The organism is Legionella sp. (assembly GCF_965140895.1).
In the GTDB taxonomy this organism is placed as follows: domain Bacteria; phylum Pseudomonadota; class Gammaproteobacteria; order Legionellales; family Legionellaceae; genus Legionella.
The window spans coordinates 54,702-76,585 of the sequence record NZ_CBCSKT010000046.1; the positions used below are offsets into that span (position 1 = coordinate 54,702).

Here is a 21,884-nt window from a genome sequence, read left to right on the forward strand (position 1 = left end):
CTGAAGTAATACGAAAATCTCCAACCTGCTGCGGCTAGTCCTTGGTTCGTTGGGGCTAGGGTAAAACATGAGAGGATTTCTCAGCACGTAGCCTTTACTTTCAACAGAGTGAAACGGTTAGATTCAATAGAAAGGACGAATTTTTGCAATGAATGCTCCTCAGTTTTTGCCCAAAATACTGAAATCCAAATTGGCTCAATTTTCTCTTGGTCTTTTTTGTACGGCATTCATTTTTCTCGCGGACGTAATTCATCTTCCTCTAGTCAGTTTCCTTATCGATCAGCTAGATGATCGAGTTTATGACCAAATTGTTCAATTAAATCGGCGACCACATTTACCTAACCCCAAAGTGGTTATCATTGATATCGATGATCGCTCGGTACAAAAGGAAGGGCGATGGCCTTGGCCACGCAATAAGCTGGCCGAATTAATTAACAAATTAAAGGGGGCAGGGGTTGTAACTATTGGTATGGATATGGTTATGGCTGAACCCGAAGTAAATTATGCCATAGGCTTAAAGAATGAGTTATTGCCATTGGTGGCTAAACTTCCCCCAAATCAACAGCAGCTCCCAGCTTTATTAGAGTCGATTGCACCACACGTAGATAATGATCGTATTTTTGCTCACTCTTTATTGGAGCATAATGTTGTTTTGGGTTTTTTGTTTCATAATGATCAAGTAGTTAAAAAAGGTGCTTTGCCTTCACCACTAACTACGCCAAACAATGCACTTATCTATCGAGGTGATATGCCTCTTTATCAGTTTGCTGGTTATAACGGTTGTTTGCCTTTGTTTCTGGAGGCTGCTACGCAAGCGGGTTCGGTAGCGAATCTTCCAGACTCAGATGGCTCGGTGCGTCATGGATTGATGATCGCGAGCTATGATAACAAGCTCTATGCCACCTTATCTTTAGCAATTGCAATGAATTATCTGATGGTTGAGCACCCCATTTTGACTACTACCGATGGTGAGTTAAGTGGCATCCAAATTGGGGCGGTGTTTATACCAACGAATTCTCGGGGCCAAATTCTTATTCCTTTCTGGGGGCTTCCAGGGACATTACCTTATTATTCAGCTACCGATATTATGCAAGGCAACTTTAATCCCGAGGAGCTACAAGGTGCCATTGCAGTGATTGGCTCAACCATGATTTTGCTTGCCGATTTACATCAGTCACCCGTAGCTCAATCATTTCCTGGGGTGGAAATGGTTGGCAATATGGTGCAAGGCATTGTGGGGCAACAGCTTGTTACCCAGTATAATTGGCATACCACCAGTGCTCGACTGTACCTATTATTATTAGGGTTCTTTTTTTCTTGCGTCTTTGCCTTTGTTGGCGTTACAGGCATGTTAATACTGGCCTTTATCGGCATATTAGCAACCTTAGCTATTTCCGTTTATCTTTTTGTCGCTAAAAATTTATATGTTCCCTTAGCCTTCATTCTGGTACTGATTACTCTACAGACAGTGGCTAACTATGGTTATTTATTTATTATGGAGCGGCGACAAAAGAGAAAAATCAATCAGCTATTTGGTCAATATGTTCCTGAGCAATATGTTAAAGAATTAATTGATTCTCCAGAACAATACAGCATGGATGGTGAAGAGCGGAATATGACGGTGCAGTTTAGTGATATTCGCAATTTTACTTCAATCAGCGAGTCCTTAGAGGCTTCGAATGTTAAACGCTTATTAAATACCTTTTTTACCCCGATTACGGAAATAATTTTCAGTTTCCGCGGCACTATCGACAAATATGTTGGCGATATGATTGTTGCATTTTGGGGGGCCCCTATGGTCGATGAGGACCATGCTTATCACGCGGTCATGGCTTCGTTAACTATGATAAATAGCTTGCCCGGAATTAATGAAAAAATGGTAGCAATGGGACTTCCTGCCGTAAATATTGGGGTGGGTTTGGCAACCGGCTTAATGAACGTAGGAGATATGGGATCTGAATTCCGCCGAGCCTATACGGTGCTTGGGGATACGGTAAATCTTGCTTCGCGATTGCAAGATTTAACCAAATTTTATCACGTGAATATTTTAGTGAGCGATGGGACTCATGCAGCCGATGATCGCTTTGTTTGGCGGCCTGTAGATAAAATAAGGGTTAAAGGACGGAAAACAGGATTGGTAATTTATCAACCAGTTGGCTTGGGTACAGAGGTTGATGATGCCGTTGTGGTTGAATTGGAGGAATACCAGGCAGCCTTAGATGATTATTATGCGCGTAACTGGTCGTCCGCGGAAAAGAAATTTGATATTCTCAAAAATAAATCACCGGAAATTTATTTGTATCAAATGTATCTTGAGCGCATTAAAGGATTTCAGGTGGAACCACCTGCTGAAGATTGGAGTGGTATTTATGTTCATCTACATAAATAATTAATGTTTTGTTTATTGTACAGGGAAAAATATGAAGAGAATAATTTTAATAGGACTTTTATCCATCACGACCCAGGTTTTCGCTGAGTCTGCCGCTAAGGTTTTGTTTACACAGAATAAGGTTACGGCCTCTCATGGTGGTAGTATGCGGGCGCTTTCACGTGGTTCTGCTTTGGAGGCAGGTGATGAAATTGTTACAGCGGCAGACGCTGCAGTACATCTTCAGTATTCAAATGGTGCTTTAGTGAATATTGGTTCAAACTCATCATATAAGATTCATGCTTATGCTCCAAAACAATCGGGCGTACAAATTGACGCAGAGTTAGCTCATGGAAAATTAGAAATTCAAAATAATGGGAAAATTAAAGAAACATTAAAAACTCCTATTGTCTCTCTAGCTATTCTTGGAACCCATATTCGTGTTGATGCAACTCGTTCTGCGAAGGCAAATGCTAAGCGCAAAAATAAGCAATGTGCTGGGGCGCGTGCCATCGAAAATACTTACGTCCAAGTTCTCGAGGGATTAGTTTCTGCTCGCGATAAGCTTTTAAGACCTGGAAAAAGTGTACGTGTTACCTGTGATCGTATAGTCGATGCTCCATTCCCTCCTGATGGTATGGTCAATTCGCCATTAAACTCACCAGGAAAAATTGAAACTATGGTGGGAGGGGCAGTTGCGGATACCAATGTTTCAGACGAAGGGGCTTTAATTGCGACTTATGTTGCTACGAACCAGGTTCCTGGTACTATTACGACCGGCAGCATTGATTCCATTCAGGCTGTTACTGCTGTCGCGGATATTTCCTTGGCTTGTAGTACTATTTTACCTTAGTCAGTCCGGTTACTTGCAACCGGTAAATTGCCTAACCCGTATTACGAGTGCGTCTAATACGGGTTACTAGTTCTTATCGTATTTTAATCAATGCCGTCAATTGTGAGCGCAGAGAAGCAACCTTGGACTGAGATTTAACGAAGTATGGCCTTGGATTGTTTCACCAATGCTTGTCATGATGATTACTCCCGCAAACCAACTCCTTTCTTTAATAAAAACAGATTCAATGCCGCCAATAAAATAAGCATGATACAAATGATACTCATCGCAAGGCCCATACCGACTTCACTTTGGCCAATCATTGCCTGTCTAAGTGCATTAACCATATATAAAATTGGATTTAAAAGAGATAGCTGTTGCCAAAAATTCGGCAACATGGCAGTGCTGTAAAAGACTCCGCCCAAATAGGTTAGCGGGGTGAGCACAAAGGTGGGGATGATCATAATGTCATCAAAATTACGAGCAACCATCGCATTGGTAAAACCAGCTAAGGAAAATACTGCGGAAACCAGCAAGACAACCAATAAGGTCATAGGTAAATGACTTAATTGAATCGTTAGAAAAAAGCTAGCAACCAGATAAACTAAAATCGCAACAATTAACCCACGTAGCATACCTCCTAAAACATAGCCCAGCAACAAAAAGCTATCATGCATCGGGCTAATTAGCATTTCCTCAATACTTTTTTGGAAGCGCACACTATACAGCGAAGACGATACGTTGCCATAGGAGTTAACAATTACCGACATCATAATTAAGCCTGGAGCAATAAACATGGGATAACTAACCCCCTGAATTTCACCAATGCGAGGTCCGATTAAGCTACCAAAGATCAAAAAATAAAGCGTTGTAGAGATAACCGGTGGTAAAAATACCTGGCTGGCAATACGGAACATCCGCACAACTTCACGTCGTAGCAGCGTGTATAAAGAAATAAGTTGTTTTTCAATGGCCATTTTTTATAAGATCCAAAAAGAGTTCTTCCAAGCGATTGGTTTTATTACGCATACTGCTAATATTGATGCCGTGTTTTGATAAAATAGTAAAAACCGCATTTAAGCAGTCATGTGTATCAACACGAATTTCCAGGGTATTACAATCAATCAGGGTGGCGAGCAATGGACTCAGGTCGGGTAAGGCGTGAATAGGCTGCTCCGTATTAAAGACAAACGTTTGATGGCGTAGGGTTTGCAGTAAGGCTTTCATGGGGCTGTTTTTAATAATTTGCCCCTTATCAATAATGGCAATATTCTTACATAACTGCTCTGCCTCTTCCAAGTAATGAGTGGTCAGAATAATGGTGGTACCTTCTTTATTAGTACGTGTTAAAAACTCCCACATACTATGTCTGATTTCAATATCAACACCAGCGGTTGGTTCATCAAGAATTAAGACCCGAGGTTGATGTACTAGCGCTCTGGCAATCATTAAGCGGCGTTTCATGCCCCCAGATAAGTGGCGGACAATTGAATTGCGTTTATCCCATAAGCCGAGCTGATTTAGGAGCTCCTCCGCTTTGGGCATGGCATTTTTTCGTGAAATTCCATAGTAACCTGCCTGGCTTAATAAAACTTGCAGACAGGTTTCGAAAATATTTAAATTAATTTCTTGGGGTACTAAGCCAAGACATGATTTGGCTTTTTCCGCATCTTTTTCCAGCTCATACCCACAAATATTAATTGTTCCAGAAGTTTTGGTGAGCAAGGTGCTTATTAGGCCAATTGTAGTTGATTTTCCTGCACCATTAGCGCCAAGAAGCGCAAAAAAATCGCCTGTTTTTATGGTTAAATCAATGCCTTTGAGAGCCTGAACTCCATTGGCATAAGTTTTAGATAGCTGTTTAATGTCTAAGGCATGCATATAGAATTGTGTGAAGATAAAATATCATTATACACAATAATCTCATGATTACGCGGGTCAATTTCCTTTTGAGAAGCGGGAGGGAGGGCGAATTCATCTTCAGAATAAGCCCTGCTGAGTTTGTTTTTCATAGCGACTATTATATGAGATCCACAGATCTTGTTTTCATCCAACCAGTGATACTGTATCGTGTTTGATTGGTTGTAACTACTTCATGAGGTAATTCACTATTAAAACAAATAAGACGGTTTCCTTGGGGGTTAATGTTTTCAAGTAGCTGGTCATTGATATTATAAAGTTTTAACTGACCACCGTACTCATCTTGCCAATCTTCATTTAGATAGTAAACAAAGGATATTTTTCGGGATTTTTGGGCTGCAAACTGGTCGATATGCTTTTTGTAAAAAGTGCCGGGTTGGTAATTTGCAAAATGTGTTTCAAATTCATGTAAACCAAGAAATAGATTTTGATTGAGAATTCGGCATAGTTGATGAATTTGATTTACAAAAAATTGTATTGCAGGGTCTAGGTTATCCGACTCTAGCCATAAAATTTCATCGCTGCGGATGGCCTTGTTTTGCTGCGAACTAATATTAAGACCAATTTTGGCACTGCGAAATAAACCTTGATCGTACAATTTTTTCGCTGTAGCACGCAGCGAAAAATAATGTTGCAGGGATAAGAATTCATCGAGGAGATGAAATCCTTGATTACAAAGATTATCAATAAGTTGCTCGGTATTTTGCAGCATTAGCGTCCTTCAAGAAGATGTTGATGTTCACGCCATTGAGGCATAAATTGACTCATGAACCCATGAAAGCGTTTGTTATGGCTGGGTTCTAGCATATGTACTAATTCGTGGACTAATACATACTCCAAGCAAATTTGTGGCTTTTTAATGAGATTTAAGTTTAACCAAATGCGTGCGGCAAGTGGATTACAAGAACCCCAGCGTGTTTTCATTTTTTTTATACCCCATTGTTTGGTTTTGACACCAACAACTGTTTCCCAATGTACAATGAGTTGCGGAAGCAATAGTTGCATTTGACGCTTATACCAAGCATCAAGTACTGTTTGTAGTTGGGCTGGTGAGCAACCGGGCTGGGTGTAGCAGTGTATGAGTTCATCTTGGAGTTGCACATGATTTGGACCATGGTGCTCTTCAATGATTAATAAGTAATTCTTTCCCATAAAAGGTATGGATATGCCCGTTTGTAAGGGCGGATTTACTAAGGGAGGGCGATTCCGCATAAGTTCACGATGCTCATGAATCCAGGCCTTTTTTTCTTCCAGCATTTTACGAATCAAGCGCTCACTATATTTTAGAGGTACGCTGACGCGGACTAAACCATCTGGAGGGTAAATACGTAGATTCATGTTTTTTATGGGTTTTCTTAAGACTTCAATAGAAATACCATCTAATTCGATAATCATACAAAGGGAGAAAGAGGCTTTTTTGGGCCATTTTACTCTCTTTTTGTAGGGATACAAGGACTGTCTATATATTCACTATTAATGTCTAAGACCATATTTACATTAGCGCGTTGATAGCGAGTTAACATGTCATATTGCTCTTTGGTAATATAGCCGTATGAGTGATTGCAATAAACTAATGAGCGAGCATGGGGGCTTGGCGCGGCGTGTACTGGTATGTCACATTCCCAGCGAAATTGGGTTAAATCGCAGTTTGCAAATGCGGAATGGAATAGCAAAAGTGATAACGCGATTAGGAACAAATAGTTTTTTCTCATTATGCACCTTTAGGAATATATATATTTATTTTTTTTAAGTATAGGATAATAATCTTAAAAAATTTGTTGTTTGCATGCAAGGATTGTTATGCTTTCATCTAGTTCCGAATATCTTATGGCTTTGCGTGAACGAGATTTTCTTCTCTTTTTGGAGTGGCCTAATTTTGTTGCCAAAAAATATGGGAGGCCCGATGCCCCCTTAGGTGGCGATGCGCTGATGGATTGCCTGGTTTTTGAATGGCTAAGTTATGGTTTTCGTGATGAAGATATTGAGCACATGGCTATTCTCTATGCCATTTCCGAGTTAACTACGCTGCTGCATTCTGGTGTATTAATGTTTCAATTAATGACAACCACTACCGCGTTTTTTTCATGCACGGCTTTTCACACGCTTAATTTAGATGATACGAATTTTCCCGTAGGTCTTAATGATCGCGAGGTTTATAAATTTATGGATGAAAAAACGAGGATTGAGGGAGGAAGTCCTGATCTTTTTAATGAGAGCGCCAGCTTGGTTCGCCATGATTTTTTAAAACGTACTTCTTTAATTAATGAGTCACAAGTGCTTATTTCGTGTAAAAAAATATACGATATTAACTTTGTACTGCATGAGGTGAGCGAATATAAGAATAAACTTTATCGCGAAGAAGATAAGGAAAAGGGCAATAATTTGTGTTATACACGTTTGGGTGTTGTGGAGGCCCTTTTGTCTTATTTAACGGGACGGACTGAGCTAGGGGATAAGCCAATATCCGAAATAAATAACTACGTGACCCTGCTTCGTAAGACTCAACCCAAGAAGTGGGAAGAAAAGTATTTAGATAAGATTGCTCCACCTTCATTCATGCTGCAGGTATCCAAGACCTTTTTTACTTATTGCGGATTTTTTTTTACTAAAATAATTCCTGCGCCTTCAGTGGCGGATAATGCTGAAACTTCACCTCGGGCGGGCTAATCCTGCACGTGCTTGAACGTTCACTGCCATTTTATAAATTATTTATCGCTTCACTGGCATCTCATGAGCCAATAAGGCATCTTTATAATGCAAGGCATCAGGACTCCCCATATAGCCACCTAAACTATGCTTCCCAACAACGCGATGGCAAGGGATAAATAACGCTAAGGGATTGCGCTTGCAAGCCTGGCCAACAGCTCTAGGGCTACTTTGCAATGTTAATGCCAGCTCACCATAACTGACCGTACGCCCGATAGGAATAACTAATAAAGCATTCAATACTTTTTGCAGATAGGCACTACCTTGCGGTTTTAGCTGTAATTGAAAACGATGATTAGGATTTGCAATGTATGATGCTAATTCATGTTGAATTAAATCAGATAGCGGATGATTGATTAGTGGGCTTGAATCTTGAGTGAAAAATGAGCGATAGACAAAATGATCATCAAATTCAACTGCGAGCTTACCCCAGGGTGTAGGAAAAATAGAGGCAATAAAATTAGTTTCCAGATTAATTTTTATCATACAACCACCTCATTTGGTGCATGTGTGCAGACAAGTGAGATACTTGCATCTCTTTCCTGCGACAGGAAAAGAGATGCAGAGCAAATTAATCAGCTTTTTTAGTTGCTAATTTTTCTTTGATACGTGCAGCACGGCCTGCTAAATTACGTAGGTAATATAGTTTAGCGCGACGTACATCACCACGTCTTTTCACTGTAATACTGTCAACGATTGGGCTGTAAGTTTGGAATACACGTTCAACACCAACGTTGTGAGAAATTTTACGTACAGTGAACGCAGAGTTCAAACCACGATTACGCTTAGCAATTACAACACCTTCAAAAGCCTGTAAACGCTCACGGGTTCCCTCGATTACTTTCACTTGAACCAGAACAGTATCACCTGGGTTAAACTCAGGAATTTCTTTACCCTGCATTTGTTCGGCATTCAGTTGGTCAATAATATTAGTCATGGACTACTCCTCAAATTGGTCTCCCTAGTTTAGAGGCTAGGAAATACCGTGTTCGCACTTAAACTCAGCAAGCAAATGCTGGTCTGTATTATTTAATTCTATTTTTTCCAGTAAATCTGGTCGCTTAAGCCAGGTTTTACCGAGAGATTGTTTTCTTCGCCACAATTCGATTTCTTTATGATTCCCACCTAATAAAACAGGAGGAACGTCTAATCCGTTAATCGTTGCCGGTCGTGTGTAGTGAGGACAATCCAGCAAACCATTCATAAATGAATCTTGTTCTGCCGAACCAAGGTGTCCTAAACTGCCTGGTATCAAACGAATAATTGCATCGATGAATACCGTAGCGGCCAATTCACCACCACTTAAAACAAAATCTCCAAGAGACCATTCTTCATCGACATAATGCTGAAGAATGCGCTCATCAATTCCTTCATATCGCCCAGCAATAAATAGCAAGGGTTGCGTGTCATTTGCCACTTGATTTAAGTCGTGCTGGCGAATTACCTTTCCTTGCGGGCTAAGGTAAATCGTTTTGCAGTGACTAGGCATTTGACTGCGAGCCTGCATAATTGCTGCTTGCAAGGGGTCATACATCATGACCATTCCTGGTCCACCACCGTAGGGTTTATCATCAACTTGCCGATATGGCCGTGAAGCCCAATCACGTGGATTCCAGTGATCTATTTTAACCAAGCCTTGCTCTATAGCTCTACCCGTAATGCCATACTTTAAGGCATTTAGTATTTCGGGTATTAACGTGATGACTCCAAGATGAAGCGCCACTTAAAAATCCAGATCCCAATCAACAGTAATGAGTTGCTGGCTGAGATTAACATCTAATATGAATTGGCCAGGTAAATAAGGGATTAAATGCCTTTTTTCGCCTTGGACTACTAACACATCATTAGAACCTGTTGGGATGATTTCAGTGACGTTACCAAAAGAGCTTCCTTTGGAGTTCACTACACTCATGCCAATTAGCTGATGCCAGTAATATTCACCAGAGTCCAGTTCTTCAAGCTGTGCATGTTGAACTGCGATCTCTACATTAGTTAGATGAGCTACAGTTTCTCGTTCAGGATAACCTTCAATCTGAGCTATGATGGACTTAGTTTGTACTGCCACATTAAGCAGCTTAATTGGTTGCCATTTATTATTAATAAAAGCATGCCAATTTTCGTACCTCAAGATATTATCGCGGGGCTCTGTAAAGGAGTGAACCGTAACAAAGCCTTTAATACCATGAGGCCGCCCAAAACGGCCAACGACTATCCAGTTTTCCTGATTACTCACGTTATTAAGCAGCTTTATCTTTTTTGTTAAATTCTTTTACCAGTGCACTTACGCGATCAGATAATTGCGCGCCAACTTTTTGCCATTGGCTTAATTTTTCTGCATCGATGTGAATACGCACTTCTTGTCCACGTGCTACTGGGTTGAAGTAACCAATAGACTCGATGTAGCTACCATCGCGACGCTTGCGGCTATCAGTAACAACTAAATGATAAAAAGGACGCTTTTTTGCGCCACCTCGTGATAAACGTATAACGACCATTATTTTCCTCTACTTTAGAGTGGTTACGTAAAAATGCCGTGTATTGTACGAAAATTAACTCGGCATGTGAAGTAATTCTTACGAATTATCTTAAAAAAATCGTACAGCGCTCATTTTTCTAACATTATTCTTTAATAATTACTTAAACTCATCTGGGAACATGCCCTTTAATCCAGCCATTCCCCCCAAACCACGCATCATTTTTTGCATGCCTCCTGGTTTGGTAAACTTCTTCATCATTTTCTGCATTTGTTCAAATTGCTTTAATAGCTTATTAACATCCTGAATTTGGGTTCCTGAACCCATAGCAATACGCTTTTTGCGTGAACCCACGATCAATTTAGGGATACGTCGCTCTTTTGGCGTCATAGAGTTAATAATAGCAATTGTTTGAGCCATTGCTTTGTCGCTAACTTGCTTCATTGCCTGTTGAGGCATCATTTGGTTTACGCCGGGCAGTTTGCTCATCATGCCGCTAATACCGCCCATATTATTCATTTGTAACAGCTGTTGTTTAAAATCTTCCAAATCAAAGCTTTTACCTTTCTTTAATTTTTTAGCTAGTTTTTCGCTGGCTTGCTTGTCTGCTTTACGCTCTACTTCTTCAATCAGCGTAAGAATATCTCCCATCCCTAATATTCTTGAAGCAACACGTTCAGGGTGAAATGGCTCTAGCGCCTCGATCTTTTCACCACTTCCGATAAACTTGATGGGTTGACCGGTAATTTGTTTTACGGATAGGGCCGCACCACCACGCGCATCACCATCTGTTTTCGTAAGAATAACCCCAGTTAATGCTAATGCCTCATGAAATGCTTTTGCTGTGTTGGCCGCATCTTGCCCTGTCATGCTATCCACAACAAATAGTGTTTCTATTGGTTTAATAGCTTGATGCAAGTCTTTAATTTCAGCCATCATTTCTGCATCAATGTGCAGACGACCTGCGGTATCAATAAGCAGTACATCCATATATTGCTTTTTCGCGCTATCAATGGCTTTTTGGGCAATAGTTAAGGGTTGCTCATGGGCCTCCGCTGGGAAAAACGCGACATCAATTTGTTCGGCTAATACTTTTAGTTGTTGGATTGCGGCAGGTCGGTATACGTCGACACTGACAACCATTACTTTTTTATTTTCGGTTTCTTTTAGGTAGCGTGCAAGTTTTGCTGTGCTGGTTGTTTTACCAGAACCTTGCAATCCAGCCATTAAAAATATTGCAGGAGGCTGGGTTTTAAAATTGAGTTCGGCCCGCTCACCACCCATGATTTGAATTAATTCATCATGGACAATTTTAACAAAAGCTTGATCTGGGTTTAAGTCGTTTAAAACTTCTTGTCCAAGCGCTTTTTGTTTTACCTGTTCAATAAACTCTTTAATAACTGGTAAGGCAACATCCGCCTCAATAAGTGAGAGTCTGACTTCACGTAGGGCGCTTTGTACATTCTCTTCTGTTAAGCGCCCCTGTCCTCGTAAATTTTTAAAGGTGCGGGTCAAGCGTTCGGTTAAGGTGTCAAACATGGTGGTGGTACCCGAAAAAAATAGTCACTATAGCACATAGAGATTATATTTTGCCAGTATGGAATCTACCATCTTGTAATAGCTCTGGTGGGGTACGGTATCCTAAGGCGTTTTACGGCTACGGATGATGTATCATTCTGGCGATTACGCTTTATTATAGTTCTTTGTGGAATTGTTTCTTTCATTAAAGAACGACAAAATTGCAGAGATTTTCTGTTTAAATCGTGGTATTTTAACCCAGCGATAATGTTTGTTGTTCTCTGTTCGTATTTGATTTAGATTAATAACAGAGAATTTTGTTTATTAATTACGCTATTATTAAGGGTTTCTTAAGCTTTTCCTTATATAATGGGAGCTTCTGTAAGCCCAACACTGCAACGAAGGAATGCGATGAGCAATAAAAAACACTCACTAACTATTTTTAGCTTAACCATGATTACGGTTGGCTCTGTAGACAGCATCCGTAATTTACCGGCCACTGCTTTATTCGGTAGTCAGCTTATATTTTATTTTGTTTTAGGCGCGTTATTTTTCTTGATTCCTACTGCGCTTGTATCTGCGGAGCTTGCTTCTGGATGGGCTAAGCAAGGTGGAATTTATATTTGGGTTAAACAGGCTTTTGGCAAAAAGATGGGTTTTTTAGCCATTTGGTTGCAATGGATTGAGAATGTAATTTGGTATCCTACTATCTTATCTTTTGTTGCGGGCACTATTGGTTATTTAATCAATCCAGCATTAACCGGCAATCCATATTTCCTCTGGTCGGTCATCGTGTGTTGTTTTTGGGGTGCCACCTTACTTAATTTACGCGGTATGAGTTCCTCGGCTTTGTTTAGTAATCTGTGTTCGTTGGCTGGTTTATTGTTGCCGATGTCACTGATTATTGGCTTGGGTGTGGCTTGGATTGCTCAAGGAAATCCATTACAAGTGCAATTTGATGTACCCAGTGTTGTTCCTCATTTATCGGATCAATCGATGTGGGTATCTTTAACGGCAATTATCATGTCGTTTTGCGGTATTGAGATTGCAACGGTTCACGCAAATGATGTGAAAAACCCACAAAATGCTTTTCCTAAAGTTTTGGTTTATTCCGTAGGGATTATTTTAAGTACGCTAATCCTGGGTTCTTTAGCAATTGCCATTGTATTACCACAAAATGACATCAATTTAGTTGCTGGTATTATGCAGGCCTTCGAAGCGTTTTTTTCTAGTTACCATATGACTTGGATGATGCCTATAGTTGCAGTCATGTTGGTGTTAGGGGGCCTTGGCGGCGTGAGTAATTGGATTATTGCACCGACTACGGGCTTATTAGTTGCGGCAGAAGATGGTAATTTACCGGGTGCATTCCAAAAAACTAATGCGAATGGTGCTCCTGTTGTGATGTTATATACCCAGGCAACGATTGTAACCTTGCTCTCGGGGTTGTTCTTATTTATGCCCAGCGTTAATGGTTCTTACTGGTTGTTAACTGCATTAGCGGCACAGTTGTATATGTTGATGTACTTCATTATGTTTGCTGCAGCGATTAAATTACGCTTATCCGAGCCTGAGCATCCCCGGGCATTTAAAATTCCAGGGGGCATGTTTGGAATGTTATTTGTGGCTGGGGTAGGTATTATCGGTGTATGTGCTACTTTAGCCGTAAGCTTTATTCCTCCCAATGGGATTGATGTCGGGAGTTTGGCTCGTTATGAGTGTACCTTGATTTTTGGTTTACTCCTGATGTGTTCTCCACCGTTTATCAGTTCTTGGCTACAGGCCAAAACTCCTGATATGGAACCGGCGGTTTAATTTAAGGAGTGAGTCGTTATCCCGAACGTAGTAAGGGCATTCCTTTACTACGTTCGGGATGATAATAGTTAGGCGGCCAATCCTCAATTTAGGCACCAATAACATGTCAACCGAAACCAAACAGCTATTAAAAAGCCTAGCCGCAAGATTACCTGAACTTGAATGGAAAGTTGGTGAGTTAGGAAGTTCTTTTTCAGGCCATAAACTACCTCGAGGCTTATTCCGCACGGAGAGCCTAACTGGTGCTGCGTGCATTGCCGAAATTAAAACGGACATTCAAAGTTTATCCAGGCAAGAGGGGTATAGTGCCTCTTATCTGGCAACGCGAATTCAGCAAAAAGTAAATGTCTTGGTGACTTTATGTCAAATCCATAGCCGTCATCATAAGCCAGAAGATAATGCTTCATTTGGCCTCAAAATGTTAAGTACCCGACAACAATGGATACAAACTCTTGAAACCGACATTCAGACTTTGGAAAAACAGCAACAGGCAATGACTAAGGCTTTAGAGCAAATGATGCGAAGCCCGAGCGCTACTGCAATTTTGCAATTAAAAGCAGAATTAGGTCAACTTGAGCGTCGGTTAACATTGGCAAAAGAAACCCTAAATCGAGCTACTTCTTAGTCTTTTGTTCAGAGCTGAAATACGGTACATTAAGTGCTGTTTTTCATCGGCTATAAAAAGGAGCTTTACAAATGTCAGGAAAATTTTCTCAAGTGACCAAAGATATTAGTACTCAATTAGCGAAAATGCGCAAAGAAATGCCAGAAGTTATGGCTGGTTTTTCCTCTTTAGCACAGGCTGCGTCTAAAGAAGGTGTCTTAGATAAAAAAACTAAAGAATTGATTGCTATGGCCTTGGCTGTTGCTAATCATTGCCCAGGTTGTATTGGTTTTCATTCTCAAACCTTGGTTAAATTACAAACGTCAAGAGAAGAGCTTTTAGAAACTCTTGGTATGGCTGTATATATGGGAGGCGGCCCATCTTTGATGTATGCTGCTGAAGCATTAGAGGCATTTGAAGAGTTTAGTGTTTAGAATTAAGCCTTGGTGTTTGTTTTGATGTAGGCTGGGCTGTAAAGCCCAGCATCGGATGTAGCTCAAATTGAGTTTTTTTGAGTCTCAATACTTTCTATTTCTTTGTTTAATACCACCCAAAACATCCTTCGACTTTCCGAAGTTATACACCTGGCGGCAGGATCCATGAATGTGGCAAGATCGTTGTAGCCCACAGTAATTTGGTCATTAAGATTAATTCAACGCCTGTTGCAGCTGGTTTGCCTGTACTTGCTGCTGGGGGGCTTGCTGTTGCTGTGCAGGTTGTTGTACTTGTTGTTGACCACCCCAGGCGGCAGCAACTAAATCTATTTCTGCTTTCGCTGCAGTTGTTTGACAGGGGTATTTCTTGGTTATTCCCAACCAGGCAACCTGAGATACGGTCATTGAATCCTTATCACTCTGTTGGCTGGAAATTTCATTATAGGTTTGCTGAATAAGCTCGTTTAAGGTTAGTGGACTTAATTGCACACTCGGGGGCAGGCAAAAAATAGGGTGTCCTTGGCTTTGGGCAGTTTCATTTGCTTGAATCAAGGTTTCTTGAATACTTTCGCTGGTAATCATCAGCACATGACGTGCTGATCGTGCCCAAGCTTGGGCTTGAGGATCGGCTTTCATTTCCATTTGCGGAATATTATTGGCAATGTCCATGTAATTTCTAATCGTATCTGCATTGGTATAATTTGCAAAAAAAATACAACAGATAAAGAAAAAGCGCATAGTTAGTTCCTTAAAATTTAACTTTAAATACCATGAGGTTTAATTAAACCCAGTTTAAAAGCAATTATTAAAAAAATGAATAAACTCAAAGAGATGGCGACTCTAATTGTTAAGGCTTTTACCGTGCGCTTGGTATTTCCTGAGTCGCGAAGTAAAAAAACAAGGCCGCTGGCTAGTGAGCCTGCGATAATAATCATAGTAAAGATGATGATGATTTTGGTGATCATTTGTTATACTCCCGAAACTGTCGATCAAATCTGAAAATTTTTTGAGCAATTAATAAACTATGCCTAGTGTACCCTTTTTTAAATTTCGTTTCACCCCAAGTTGGATAATGGTTCTGCTAACCTTAGTTGTCGTAGGGTTATTTCTGCGTTTAGGATTTTGGCAAATTCATCGTGCCGAAGAAAAAGAACAAATGCTTGCGGCTGAAAAAAGGCAATCAAGCCTAAAACCACTACTATGGACCTCAAAACAAAAGTTGCCATTACAATACACTCCGATTAAAATAACGGGGCGTTATTTGCCAGAAGTATTTCTCCTCGATAATCAGCATCACCAACATCAGTTTGGTTACCATGTTTTATCCCCATTAGAACTTGCAGATGGTTCTGTTGTGATAATCGACCGAGGCTGGATTCCAGGCGATATGAGCCGGCGTATTTTTCCTAAAATTACTGCGCCTAAGAATTTAATTCAAGTACAAGGAACGACTTATTTTCCGAGTAAAGGGCAGTGGGTTTTGGGGCAAGATTATGAGAAAAAAGACAATAGTGTCGTAATTCTTGAGCGTTTAGATGAAGAATTGTTAATGCAACTTTTGCAAAAATCAGTCTATCCGTTTATTATTCGCCTCGACAAGCAAGATACACATGGATTTGTACGGGAATGGGCAACGGTATCCATGCCTCCGCAGCGACATATGGCTTATGCATTGCAGTGGTTTGCTATGGCTTCGGTTATCTTAATTATATTTGTAGCATTAAATCTGAAGAAAAGAAATGAAGACACAGTCCAATAAATATTATGTTGTATTTGTACTAATTATTATGTTTGCTGCACCAGGTCTTGCGGCTTATGTTTTTTATCAACATCCAAGTTGGCTAGGCTCTACCCGAGTAAATAAGGGAGTCTTGCTGAGTCCACCGGTTGTTTTAAAGGCCCTGGGGGGTGAAAAAAAATGGCGTATTGTATTTTGGGCGCCTAATGCATGTGATTCTGCCTGTAAGAACCAATTAGAGACTTTAGCTAAAGTACGTTTGGCTTTGGGCCGTAAGTTGTATCAGGTTGATCAAGTCCTTGTGCTTGGCGATAAAGCTGCTTCATTATCAGTTAAAGAACAATCTGCGTTAAAGGAAATGCAGTTTCAATTGGTACAATTGTCTGCTGCCGAGGCGAGTGCTCACGAAGGTTTACTTGCTGAACCAAAGATATTTTTAGCAGATCCCAATAATTACTTAATTCTCAGTTATGCTGCATTGGTTAAACCAGATGATGTGTATAAAGATTTGAAATTATTGCTTAATACGACAGAAAAGAATGGTTAATTGAATGCAAAATAAATTATTACGCGTTGCAGTAACTGCTGCAGTACTTTTATCGTTGTTCGTAGTGATGCTTGGTGCATACACGCGTTTGACTGATGCGGGTTTAGGCTGTCCAGATTGGCCAGGATGTTATGGGCGCATAGTGTTACCAAGTGCCGAGTCGAGTTTGCAACAAGCGCAAACGACCTTTCCACAAATTCCCATCGAATCAAGAAAAGCGTGGACGGAAATGGCTCATCGTTATGCCGCCGGAACATTGGGCTTATTGATTTTCTTCATTGGCTTTTCAATGCTGCGTAAACGTTTACAAGGCTTAAACTTCCCTTGGCATTTGCCTGCAGTTTTATTGCTTCTTGTCGTTTTTCAAGCCGCATTAGGGATGTGGACTGTTACCTTAAAACTATTACCTGTTGTGGTTATGGGACACCTTTTAGGTGGAATGCTGATTGTTGCCTGCTTGAGCCGTTTGCGTTTTCAGGTTAGTTCTTTAAAAGGCGAGGATTTACCTCAATGGCGGCCTTGGCTGCGTTTAGCCGTGATCATCGTATTTTTCCAAATTGCTCTCGGTGGTTGGGTAAGCTCAAACTATGCGGGTATTTCCTGTGTTGGTTTTCCTCTGTGTAATGGGAGTTGGTTACCTGAGTTGCATTTTGCCCAAGGCTTTAATTTATTTTCTCCAGTTGGTGCGAATTATCAAGGTGGTTTATTAGATCATGAGGTTCGTGTCACGATTCAATTTATTCACCGTATTGGTGCCGTCGTGACCGCGGTTTATGTATTAACACTCGCATTGTTAATTATGCTTAAAGCTCGTTTTAAGTATTTAAAGGGTGCTGGCTTAGCTATGTTTTTATTGGTGCTGATACAGTTCACCTTAGGGATTTTGAATGTGGTTTATTTGCTGCCAATTTCTGTAGCAGTTGCCCATAATGGTGTTGCTGCGCTTTTATTGGCAACGGTATTTAGCTCACTTCATTTGACACGTAAAGGGCCGGAATAATGCAGACAGTTCAAACAATACAAACACCGATCGCTTGGCGCGATTACATAGAATTATGTAAACCGCGTGTGGTGATGCTGATGTTACTCACGGTTCTTGTTGGTATGTATTTGGCTGCACCTGGCTGGGTTAGTTGCGCTTTATTACTAAACTCTTTGGTGGGTATTGGCTTATGTGCAGGAAGTGCTGCAGCAATCAATCACTTAGTTGATCGACGCATTGATTCCATTATGGCGAGAACTAAAAAACGTCCTGTTGCACATGGGCGAGTTTCTGTTCATCAAGCAGCTTGGTTTGCTTTAATTCTGGGTGTGTTAGGGCTGACTGTTTTAGCCGTATTTGTAAATAAATTAACCGCGTTATTAACTTTTATCACCTTGATTGGTTATGCCGGTGTTTATACAGGGTATTTAAAGCGTGCTACGCCACAAAATATTGTTATTGGTGGCTTGGCTGGAGCCGCTCCTCCTTTATTAGGATGGACTGCGGTAACCAATCAGTTAGATCCTCAGGCTTTATTGTTGGTGTTGATTATTTTTACCTGGACGCCACCACATTTCTGGGCTTTGGCAATTTATCGACATGAGGAGTACCAGAATGCAGAAATTCCTATGCTGCCAGTAACTCATGGTATTCAATTTACCAAGTTAAATGTTTATTTATACACCATCTTACTTTTAGTCGTGAGCGTTTTACCCTTTGTCGTGGGTATGAGTGGCCTGTTTTATTTAGCCGGTGCTTTAGTGCTTGGAGGCCGGTTCTTATTTTGGGCGCATAAATTATATCGTACGGACAAGCCCGTAGTGGCGATGCAAACGTTCCGATTTTCGATTGTGTATTTAATGTTATTGTTTGTGTTTTTATTAGTGGATCACTATTTGTAGGGGATGAGAATGAATTTAAAAGTTAAGGGCATTACCTTTACGGTGGTTATTTTGTTGGCATTGGCAGGATTGTTTTCCGGTATTTTTGTCGGACAGCATATGCACTTTAAGAAAAAAATTGATGTTGCCAATTTTCATGGGACTTATTTAGAAAATCCAAGAACGGTAAATCAGTTTAGTTTGACTGGCACGGATCAAAAACCTTTTGATAATGCCAGCCTTCAAGGCAAATGGACCGTGATGTTTTTTGGTTTTACTAACTGCGGCTACATTTGTCCTACTACCTTAGCGGAGTTAGGTAAAATGTATCGTATTCTTGAGGACAAAGGCGTGAAAGATTTACCTCGCGTGGTAATGATTTCAATCGATCCTGAGCGCGATGATCAAGAAAAATTAGCCAGCTATGTTGCTTCGTTCCATCCTGATTTCTATGGGGCTCGAGGAGATGATGCATCGATTAAGGCAATGACTCGCGAAATGGGAATTGCTTATGCCAAAATTATGGAAAAAGGTACTTCAGACCCGAAAAGTTATGACATGCAACACAGTGGTGCTTTGATGTTATTTAATCCTCAAGGGGAATTAAACGCATTTTTTACCACACCACATCGTGCTGATTTATTAGCAAAAGATTACATACAGTTGGTTTCTTAAATAACCAGTTGATTAAGCGCTTTTATTATGTCAAGGAAGTAATTCCATTGAGTTAAGGAACAATATTATCTCTGACTACGTTTGGGATGATGCCTTAACTTAATGGTTGCAGAGCAAGGAGGGCACTAAGAGCTGCTAGGACACTCTTTTCTACCCTTGCGGCGGGAGGAGAATCTCCAATTTATAGGCTAGGCTTTAGGTATACTCATAAAGCATAAAGAATAAAAATAATTGAGGAACAGCAAATTCATGAAAATTGCAATATTGGCCACGAACCCACAGTTGTATTCACATAAGCGCTTAAAGGCAGAAGGGGAAGCTGCAGGCCATGAGATTAAGATTATTAATCCTTTATATTGCTATATGAATGTGGCTGCATCTTGCCCTAAAGTCCATTATCGTGGAGGCGCTCCTTTGCCTCATTTTGATGCGGTCATTCCTAGAATTGGCGCGTCAATGACTTACTATGGTACAGCGGTTTTACGTCATGTAGAAACCATGGGCATGTATACAGTCAATGAATCTATAGCCATCTCACGTTCACGAGATAAATTTCGTTCATTACAATTATTGGCGCGTAAAGGTATTCCTATGCCTTTAACCAGTTTTGCTCAATCTCCTGATGATACTGAAGATCTAATTCGCATGGTTGGTGGCGCTCCTTTAGTCATTAAGTTATTGGAAGGAACTCAGGGAAAAGGGGTAATTTTGGCAGATAGCCATCAATCAGCCGTGAGCATTATCAATGCATTTAAAGAAATGCATGCCAATATTTTAGTACAAGAGTTTATTGAAGAATCTCGCGGTACGGATATTCGTTGTTTTGTGGTTGGTGAAAAAGTGGTTGGTGCAATTAAACGTCAAGCCAAAGAGGGCGAGTTTCGTGCCAATGTGCATCAAGGTGGAAATGCATCTAAAGTAAAACTTACTCCTCAGGAACGAGCTATTGCGGTGAGCGCCGCGAAAACGATGGGTTTGAAGGTTGCCGGTGTGGATTTAATTCGCTCTAATCATGGCCCATTAGTTTTAGAAATCAACTCTTCACCAGGCTTGGAGGGCGTGGAAAAGGCGACAGGGGTTAATATCGCTGGAAAAGTTATTGAATATATTGAAAAACATGCGAAGCCAATGAACTTGAGCCATCGTTTTCATGGTTAGTTTGTCTTGATTTAGTAGAACGTAGCCCGTATTACGCTGCGCTAATACGGCTACGTTTATCTCACTAAGGTGATGCGTGCGGTGTCCTCATTGTCGAGTTCGTTTTCAACCCGTTCCGTTCTCATATTTTGTAATCGACATTTTAGCGAACGACTATTATGGCAATTAGCTTGCACTGCTTCTGTGGCCGGATTATGAGATTCCAACTCCTGACTAACCTTCTCTATATTCGCTAACACTTTATCAAACGCTTTAATCGATCTGCTGACTGATAGTACCGATGTGGTTTTTGCTGCCTTTAAATCATCAATCGCTTCTTGGGTTTTGTTCTTTAAGTGTGCGATTGCTACCTGGTTGTTTAAGTCTTTGGGATCGAACTGTGCTATTTCTGTCAAAAGTGCTTGGCGGTGAATGAGCTGGCCAATTCGGTCGGGATTGGGATTGTCTTTGTTAAATTCCCTTTCCAGTTTTGCTTCAGTTATAGCAATGCGTCTAATAACTTGCTTTTGAGCGATGGCAAAATCAACTTGGGCTGAGGTCTTTATAATAGATTTCGCATGTGCCTTATGATAGTCCAGCATTTCTGGTTTCTGCGCTCCTTCGGGTAGAGCAAGCCATTTATCATACACTGATTTAGAAATAAGCGTTGTCCCCTCATCGCCTTTGCTGGCAGCAAGCCAAGGACCTTTTGGATTGCTGGGATCGGGTTTTAACAGAATCAAGTCATTGGTTATCACCATGCTTAATTTATCTTTACTGTGCTTCGTAAACCAGTTTTCGGCTGCTTTTGAGCCGTGTTTTCCTGCATCAAATTTAAATCCACCAGAATATGCCTTGGATTCACAGATGTCATCTTTTGAAATATTTAAGTCTATATTTTGTTGTGTATCAAAATCTTTAGTTTTCCAGGCTCTGCGCGAACCCATAAATGCAACGACCTCTTTGTCGTCTACTTCTACGCGAGTAAAAAATTGTTTGGTGTTCACCAGTGTATCAACTCGCCTCATCAGACTTCTTGCTGCACACAATGGATTAATATGCCATTTTGAAAAGGTTTCAGGAATTACGACACCAACATCTGGAGTAGCGAATGCTGCATTTTGCACATGGTGTTTGACCTTTTCTAACGCTTTACTTTTACTATGTAAGTCTTCAATACCTGTGAATCCTTGGTTAATAGCTACTTGCACTAATAATTTGCGCATTTGTGATACTTCACGAACAACCCCTCC

General features: G+C 40.6%; 25 protein-coding genes and 1 pseudogene. 12 read left to right on the top strand and 14 right to left on the bottom strand.

From position 1 onward, the window contains the following. The first annotated feature begins 148 nt into the window (after positions 1-148). Together ACQY7T_RS06350 and ACQY7T_RS06355 are read left to right on the top strand one after the other, a co-directional pair. On the top strand, positions 149-2,389 hold the full coding sequence (locus ACQY7T_RS06350) for a CHASE2 domain-containing protein (RefSeq protein WP_428412103.1): 2,241 nt from the start codon (positions 149-151) through the stop codon (positions 2,387-2,389). Between the two features lie 31 nt (positions 2,390-2,420). Beyond that, positions 2,421-3,221, top strand: coding sequence for a FecR family protein (locus ACQY7T_RS06355; protein ID WP_428412104.1), 801 nt, complete (start codon positions 2,421-2,423; stop codon positions 3,219-3,221). Positions 3,222-3,403: 182 nt separating this feature from the next. On the opposite strand, the gene ACQY7T_RS06360 is transcribed toward ACQY7T_RS06355, so the two are convergent. The 5 genes from ACQY7T_RS06360 to ACQY7T_RS06380 all read right to left on the bottom strand — a co-directional run bounded on the left by ACQY7T_RS06360 (position 3,404) and on the right by ACQY7T_RS06380 (position 6,832). Next, positions 3,404-4,177 (bottom strand): ABC transporter permease, encoded by a 774-nt coding sequence (locus ACQY7T_RS06360; protein WP_428412105.1) that lies wholly within the window; start codon positions 4,175-4,177, stop codon positions 3,404-3,406. Then, complete coding sequence (locus ACQY7T_RS06365; RefSeq protein WP_428412106.1) at positions 4,167-5,081, bottom strand: ABC transporter ATP-binding protein; 915 nt, start codon at positions 5,079-5,081, stop codon at positions 4,167-4,169. Before ACQY7T_RS06365 ends, ACQY7T_RS06360 begins: the two co-directional genes overlap by 11 nt. Before the next feature lie 139 nt (positions 5,082-5,220). After that, positions 5,221-5,829, bottom strand: coding sequence for a 2OG-Fe(II) oxygenase (locus ACQY7T_RS06370; RefSeq protein ID WP_428412133.1), 609 nt, complete (start codon positions 5,827-5,829; stop codon positions 5,221-5,223). A 2-nt stretch (positions 5,830-5,831) separates the two neighbouring features. Beyond that, positions 5,832-6,515 (bottom strand): M48 family metallopeptidase, encoded by a 684-nt coding sequence (locus ACQY7T_RS06375; protein WP_428412107.1) that lies wholly within the window; start codon positions 6,513-6,515, stop codon positions 5,832-5,834. A gap of 32 nt (positions 6,516-6,547) precedes the next feature. After that, on the bottom strand, positions 6,548-6,832 hold the full coding sequence (locus tag ACQY7T_RS06380) for a hypothetical protein (protein ID WP_428412108.1): 285 nt from the start codon (positions 6,830-6,832) through the stop codon (positions 6,548-6,550). 88 nt (positions 6,833-6,920) lie between these two features. Here ACQY7T_RS06380 and ACQY7T_RS06385 point away from each other — a divergent pair, with 88 nt between their 5' ends. After that, the gene (locus ACQY7T_RS06385; protein WP_428412110.1) at positions 6,921-7,787 is read left to right on the top strand and encodes a helical bundle domain-containing protein; all 867 of its coding nucleotides are present in this window, start codon (positions 6,921-6,923) and stop codon (positions 7,785-7,787) included. A 42-nt stretch (positions 7,788-7,829) separates the two neighbouring features. On the opposite strand, the gene ACQY7T_RS06390 is transcribed toward ACQY7T_RS06385, so the two are convergent. From ACQY7T_RS06390 to ffh, 6 genes are all read right to left on the bottom strand, one after another. Further along, positions 7,830-8,312, bottom strand: a complete 483-nt coding sequence (locus ACQY7T_RS06390) for a methylated-DNA--[protein]-cysteine S-methyltransferase (RefSeq protein WP_428412111.1) — start codon at positions 8,310-8,312, stop codon at positions 7,830-7,832. Between the two features lie 85 nt (positions 8,313-8,397). Further along, positions 8,398-8,763 (bottom strand): 50S ribosomal protein L19, encoded by a 366-nt coding sequence (rplS, locus tag ACQY7T_RS06395; protein ID WP_428412113.1) that lies wholly within the window; start codon positions 8,761-8,763, stop codon positions 8,398-8,400. Positions 8,764-8,799: 36 nt separating this feature from the next. After that, positions 8,800-9,549 (bottom strand): tRNA (guanosine(37)-N1)-methyltransferase TrmD, encoded by a 750-nt coding sequence (trmD, locus tag ACQY7T_RS06400; RefSeq protein ID WP_428412114.1) that lies wholly within the window; start codon positions 9,547-9,549, stop codon positions 8,800-8,802. Continuing rightward, positions 9,550-10,059 carry a ribosome maturation factor RimM gene (gene rimM, locus ACQY7T_RS06405; RefSeq protein ID WP_428412115.1) on the bottom strand — a complete coding sequence of 170 codons (510 nt, stop codon included), beginning with the start codon at positions 10,057-10,059 and terminating at the stop codon, positions 9,550-9,552. It lies immediately after the preceding gene. 4 nt (positions 10,060-10,063) lie between these two features. Next, positions 10,064-10,321 carry a 30S ribosomal protein S16 gene (rpsP, locus tag ACQY7T_RS06410; RefSeq protein ID WP_252580530.1) on the bottom strand — a complete coding sequence of 86 codons (258 nt, stop codon included), beginning with the start codon at positions 10,319-10,321 and terminating at the stop codon, positions 10,064-10,066. Positions 10,322-10,459: 138 nt separating this feature from the next. Beyond that, complete coding sequence (gene ffh, locus ACQY7T_RS06415; RefSeq protein ID WP_428412116.1) at positions 10,460-11,839, bottom strand: signal recognition particle protein; 1,380 nt, start codon at positions 11,837-11,839, stop codon at positions 10,460-10,462. A gap of 390 nt (positions 11,840-12,229) precedes the next feature. On the opposite strand from ffh, the gene ACQY7T_RS06420 reads away from it, so the two are divergent. The 3 genes from ACQY7T_RS06420 to ACQY7T_RS06430 all read left to right on the top strand — a co-directional run bounded on the left by ACQY7T_RS06420 (position 12,230) and on the right by ACQY7T_RS06430 (position 14,671). Beyond that, entirely contained in the window at positions 12,230-13,633 is a 1,404-nt protein-coding gene (locus ACQY7T_RS06420) for an APC family permease (protein WP_428412117.1), read from the top strand. Positions 13,634-13,736: 103 nt separating this feature from the next. After that, positions 13,737-14,258: a primosomal replication protein PriC gene (gene priC / locus ACQY7T_RS06425; protein ID WP_428412118.1), complete on the top strand. Its 522-nt coding sequence runs from the start codon at positions 13,737-13,739 to the stop codon at positions 14,256-14,258. 71 nt (positions 14,259-14,329) lie between these two features. Continuing rightward, positions 14,330-14,671, top strand: coding sequence for a carboxymuconolactone decarboxylase family protein (locus ACQY7T_RS06430; RefSeq protein WP_428412119.1), 342 nt, complete (start codon positions 14,330-14,332; stop codon positions 14,669-14,671). 213 nt (positions 14,672-14,884) lie between these two features. On the opposite strand, the gene ACQY7T_RS06435 is transcribed toward ACQY7T_RS06430, so the two are convergent. Further along, entirely contained in the window at positions 14,885-15,409 is a 525-nt protein-coding gene (locus ACQY7T_RS06435) for a phosphatase (RefSeq protein ID WP_428412120.1), read from the bottom strand. A gap of 23 nt (positions 15,410-15,432) precedes the next feature. Then, a complete protein-coding gene (locus ACQY7T_RS06440; protein ID WP_428412121.1) occupies positions 15,433-15,636 on the bottom strand; it encodes a twin transmembrane helix small protein in 204 nt (67 codons plus the stop codon). 59 nt (positions 15,637-15,695) lie between these two features. On the opposite strand from ACQY7T_RS06440, the gene ACQY7T_RS06445 reads away from it, so the two are divergent. The 6 genes from ACQY7T_RS06445 to rimK all read left to right on the top strand — a co-directional run bounded on the left by ACQY7T_RS06445 (position 15,696) and on the right by rimK (position 20,652). Continuing rightward, positions 15,696-16,430: an SURF1 family protein gene (locus ACQY7T_RS06445; RefSeq protein ID WP_428412122.1), complete on the top strand. Its 735-nt coding sequence runs from the start codon at positions 15,696-15,698 to the stop codon at positions 16,428-16,430. Beyond that, on the top strand, positions 16,411-16,956 hold the full coding sequence (locus ACQY7T_RS06450) for a hypothetical protein (RefSeq protein ID WP_428412123.1): 546 nt from the start codon (positions 16,411-16,413) through the stop codon (positions 16,954-16,956). The genes ACQY7T_RS06445 and ACQY7T_RS06450 overlap by 20 nt, the downstream gene beginning before the upstream one ends. A 4-nt stretch (positions 16,957-16,960) precedes the next feature. Further along, a complete protein-coding gene (locus tag ACQY7T_RS06455) occupies positions 16,961-17,956 on the top strand; it encodes a COX15/CtaA family protein (RefSeq protein ID WP_428412124.1) in 996 nt (331 codons plus the stop codon). Further along, on the top strand, positions 17,956-18,840 hold the full coding sequence (gene cyoE, locus ACQY7T_RS06460) for a heme o synthase (protein ID WP_428412125.1): 885 nt from the start codon (positions 17,956-17,958) through the stop codon (positions 18,838-18,840). The genes ACQY7T_RS06455 and cyoE overlap by 1 nt, the downstream gene beginning before the upstream one ends. Positions 18,841-18,849: 9 nt before the next feature. Beyond that, entirely contained in the window at positions 18,850-19,494 is a 645-nt protein-coding gene (locus ACQY7T_RS06465; protein WP_428412126.1) for an SCO family protein, read from the top strand. A 249-nt stretch (positions 19,495-19,743) separates the two neighbouring features. Then, positions 19,744-20,652 (top strand): 30S ribosomal protein S6--L-glutamate ligase, encoded by a 909-nt coding sequence (gene rimK, locus ACQY7T_RS06470; protein WP_428412127.1) that lies wholly within the window; start codon positions 19,744-19,746, stop codon positions 20,650-20,652. Positions 20,653-20,708: 56 nt separating this feature from the next. Here the strand turns inward: rimK and ACQY7T_RS06475 are convergent. Then, positions 20,709-21,884, bottom strand: a pseudogene (locus tag ACQY7T_RS06475) (hypothetical protein); the annotation flags it as partial.

What these genes read in the sequence shown, in the direction of transcription:
- ACQY7T_RS06355 (WP_428412104.1), top strand. Translation starts at nt 2,421, where the DNA reads ATGAAGAGAATAATTTTAATAGGACTTTTATCCATCACGACCCAGGTT.
- ACQY7T_RS06465 (WP_428412126.1), top strand. Translation starts at nt 18,850, where the DNA reads ATGAATTTAAAAGTTAAGGGCATTACCTTTACGGTGGTTATTTTGTTG.
- ACQY7T_RS06360 (WP_428412105.1), bottom strand. Translation starts at nt 4,177, where the DNA reads ATGGCCATTGAAAAACAACTTATTTCTTTATACACGCTGCTACGACGT.
- ACQY7T_RS06450 (WP_428412123.1), top strand. Translation starts at nt 16,411, where the DNA reads ATGAAGACACAGTCCAATAAATATTATGTTGTATTTGTACTAATTATT.
- ACQY7T_RS06350 (WP_428412103.1), top strand. Translation starts at nt 149, where the DNA reads ATGAATGCTCCTCAGTTTTTGCCCAAAATACTGAAATCCAAATTGGCT.
- ACQY7T_RS06390 (WP_428412111.1), bottom strand. Translation starts at nt 8,312, where the DNA reads ATGATAAAAATTAATCTGGAAACTAATTTTATTGCCTCTATTTTTCCT.
- ACQY7T_RS06385 (WP_428412110.1), top strand. Translation starts at nt 6,921, where the DNA reads ATGCTTTCATCTAGTTCCGAATATCTTATGGCTTTGCGTGAACGAGAT.
- cyoE (WP_428412125.1), top strand. Translation starts at nt 17,956, where the DNA reads ATGCAGACAGTTCAAACAATACAAACACCGATCGCTTGGCGCGATTAC.
- rimK (WP_428412127.1), top strand. Translation starts at nt 19,744, where the DNA reads ATGAAAATTGCAATATTGGCCACGAACCCACAGTTGTATTCACATAAG.
- ACQY7T_RS06375 (WP_428412107.1), bottom strand. Translation starts at nt 6,515, where the DNA reads ATGATTATCGAATTAGATGGTATTTCTATTGAAGTCTTAAGAAAACCC.
- ACQY7T_RS06430 (WP_428412119.1), top strand. Translation starts at nt 14,330, where the DNA reads ATGTCAGGAAAATTTTCTCAAGTGACCAAAGATATTAGTACTCAATTA.
- rplS (WP_428412113.1), bottom strand. Translation starts at nt 8,763, where the DNA reads ATGACTAATATTATTGACCAACTGAATGCCGAACAAATGCAGGGTAAA.
- ffh (WP_428412116.1), bottom strand. Translation starts at nt 11,839, where the DNA reads ATGTTTGACACCTTAACCGAACGCTTGACCCGCACCTTTAAAAATTTA.
- priC (WP_428412118.1), top strand. Translation starts at nt 13,737, where the DNA reads ATGTCAACCGAAACCAAACAGCTATTAAAAAGCCTAGCCGCAAGATTA.
- ACQY7T_RS06420 (WP_428412117.1), top strand. Translation starts at nt 12,230, where the DNA reads ATGAGCAATAAAAAACACTCACTAACTATTTTTAGCTTAACCATGATT.
- ACQY7T_RS06440 (WP_428412121.1), bottom strand. Translation starts at nt 15,636, where the DNA reads ATGATCACCAAAATCATCATCATCTTTACTATGATTATTATCGCAGGC.
- ACQY7T_RS06365 (WP_428412106.1), bottom strand. Translation starts at nt 5,081, where the DNA reads ATGCATGCCTTAGACATTAAACAGCTATCTAAAACTTATGCCAATGGA.
- ACQY7T_RS06380 (WP_428412108.1), bottom strand. Translation starts at nt 6,832, where the DNA reads ATGAGAAAAAACTATTTGTTCCTAATCGCGTTATCACTTTTGCTATTC.
- ACQY7T_RS06445 (WP_428412122.1), top strand. Translation starts at nt 15,696, where the DNA reads ATGCCTAGTGTACCCTTTTTTAAATTTCGTTTCACCCCAAGTTGGATA.
- ACQY7T_RS06435 (WP_428412120.1), bottom strand. Translation starts at nt 15,409, where the DNA reads ATGCGCTTTTTCTTTATCTGTTGTATTTTTTTTGCAAATTATACCAAT.
- rpsP (WP_252580530.1), bottom strand. Translation starts at nt 10,321, where the DNA reads ATGGTCGTTATACGTTTATCACGAGGTGGCGCAAAAAAGCGTCCTTTT.
- ACQY7T_RS06455 (WP_428412124.1), top strand. Translation starts at nt 16,961, where the DNA reads ATGCAAAATAAATTATTACGCGTTGCAGTAACTGCTGCAGTACTTTTA.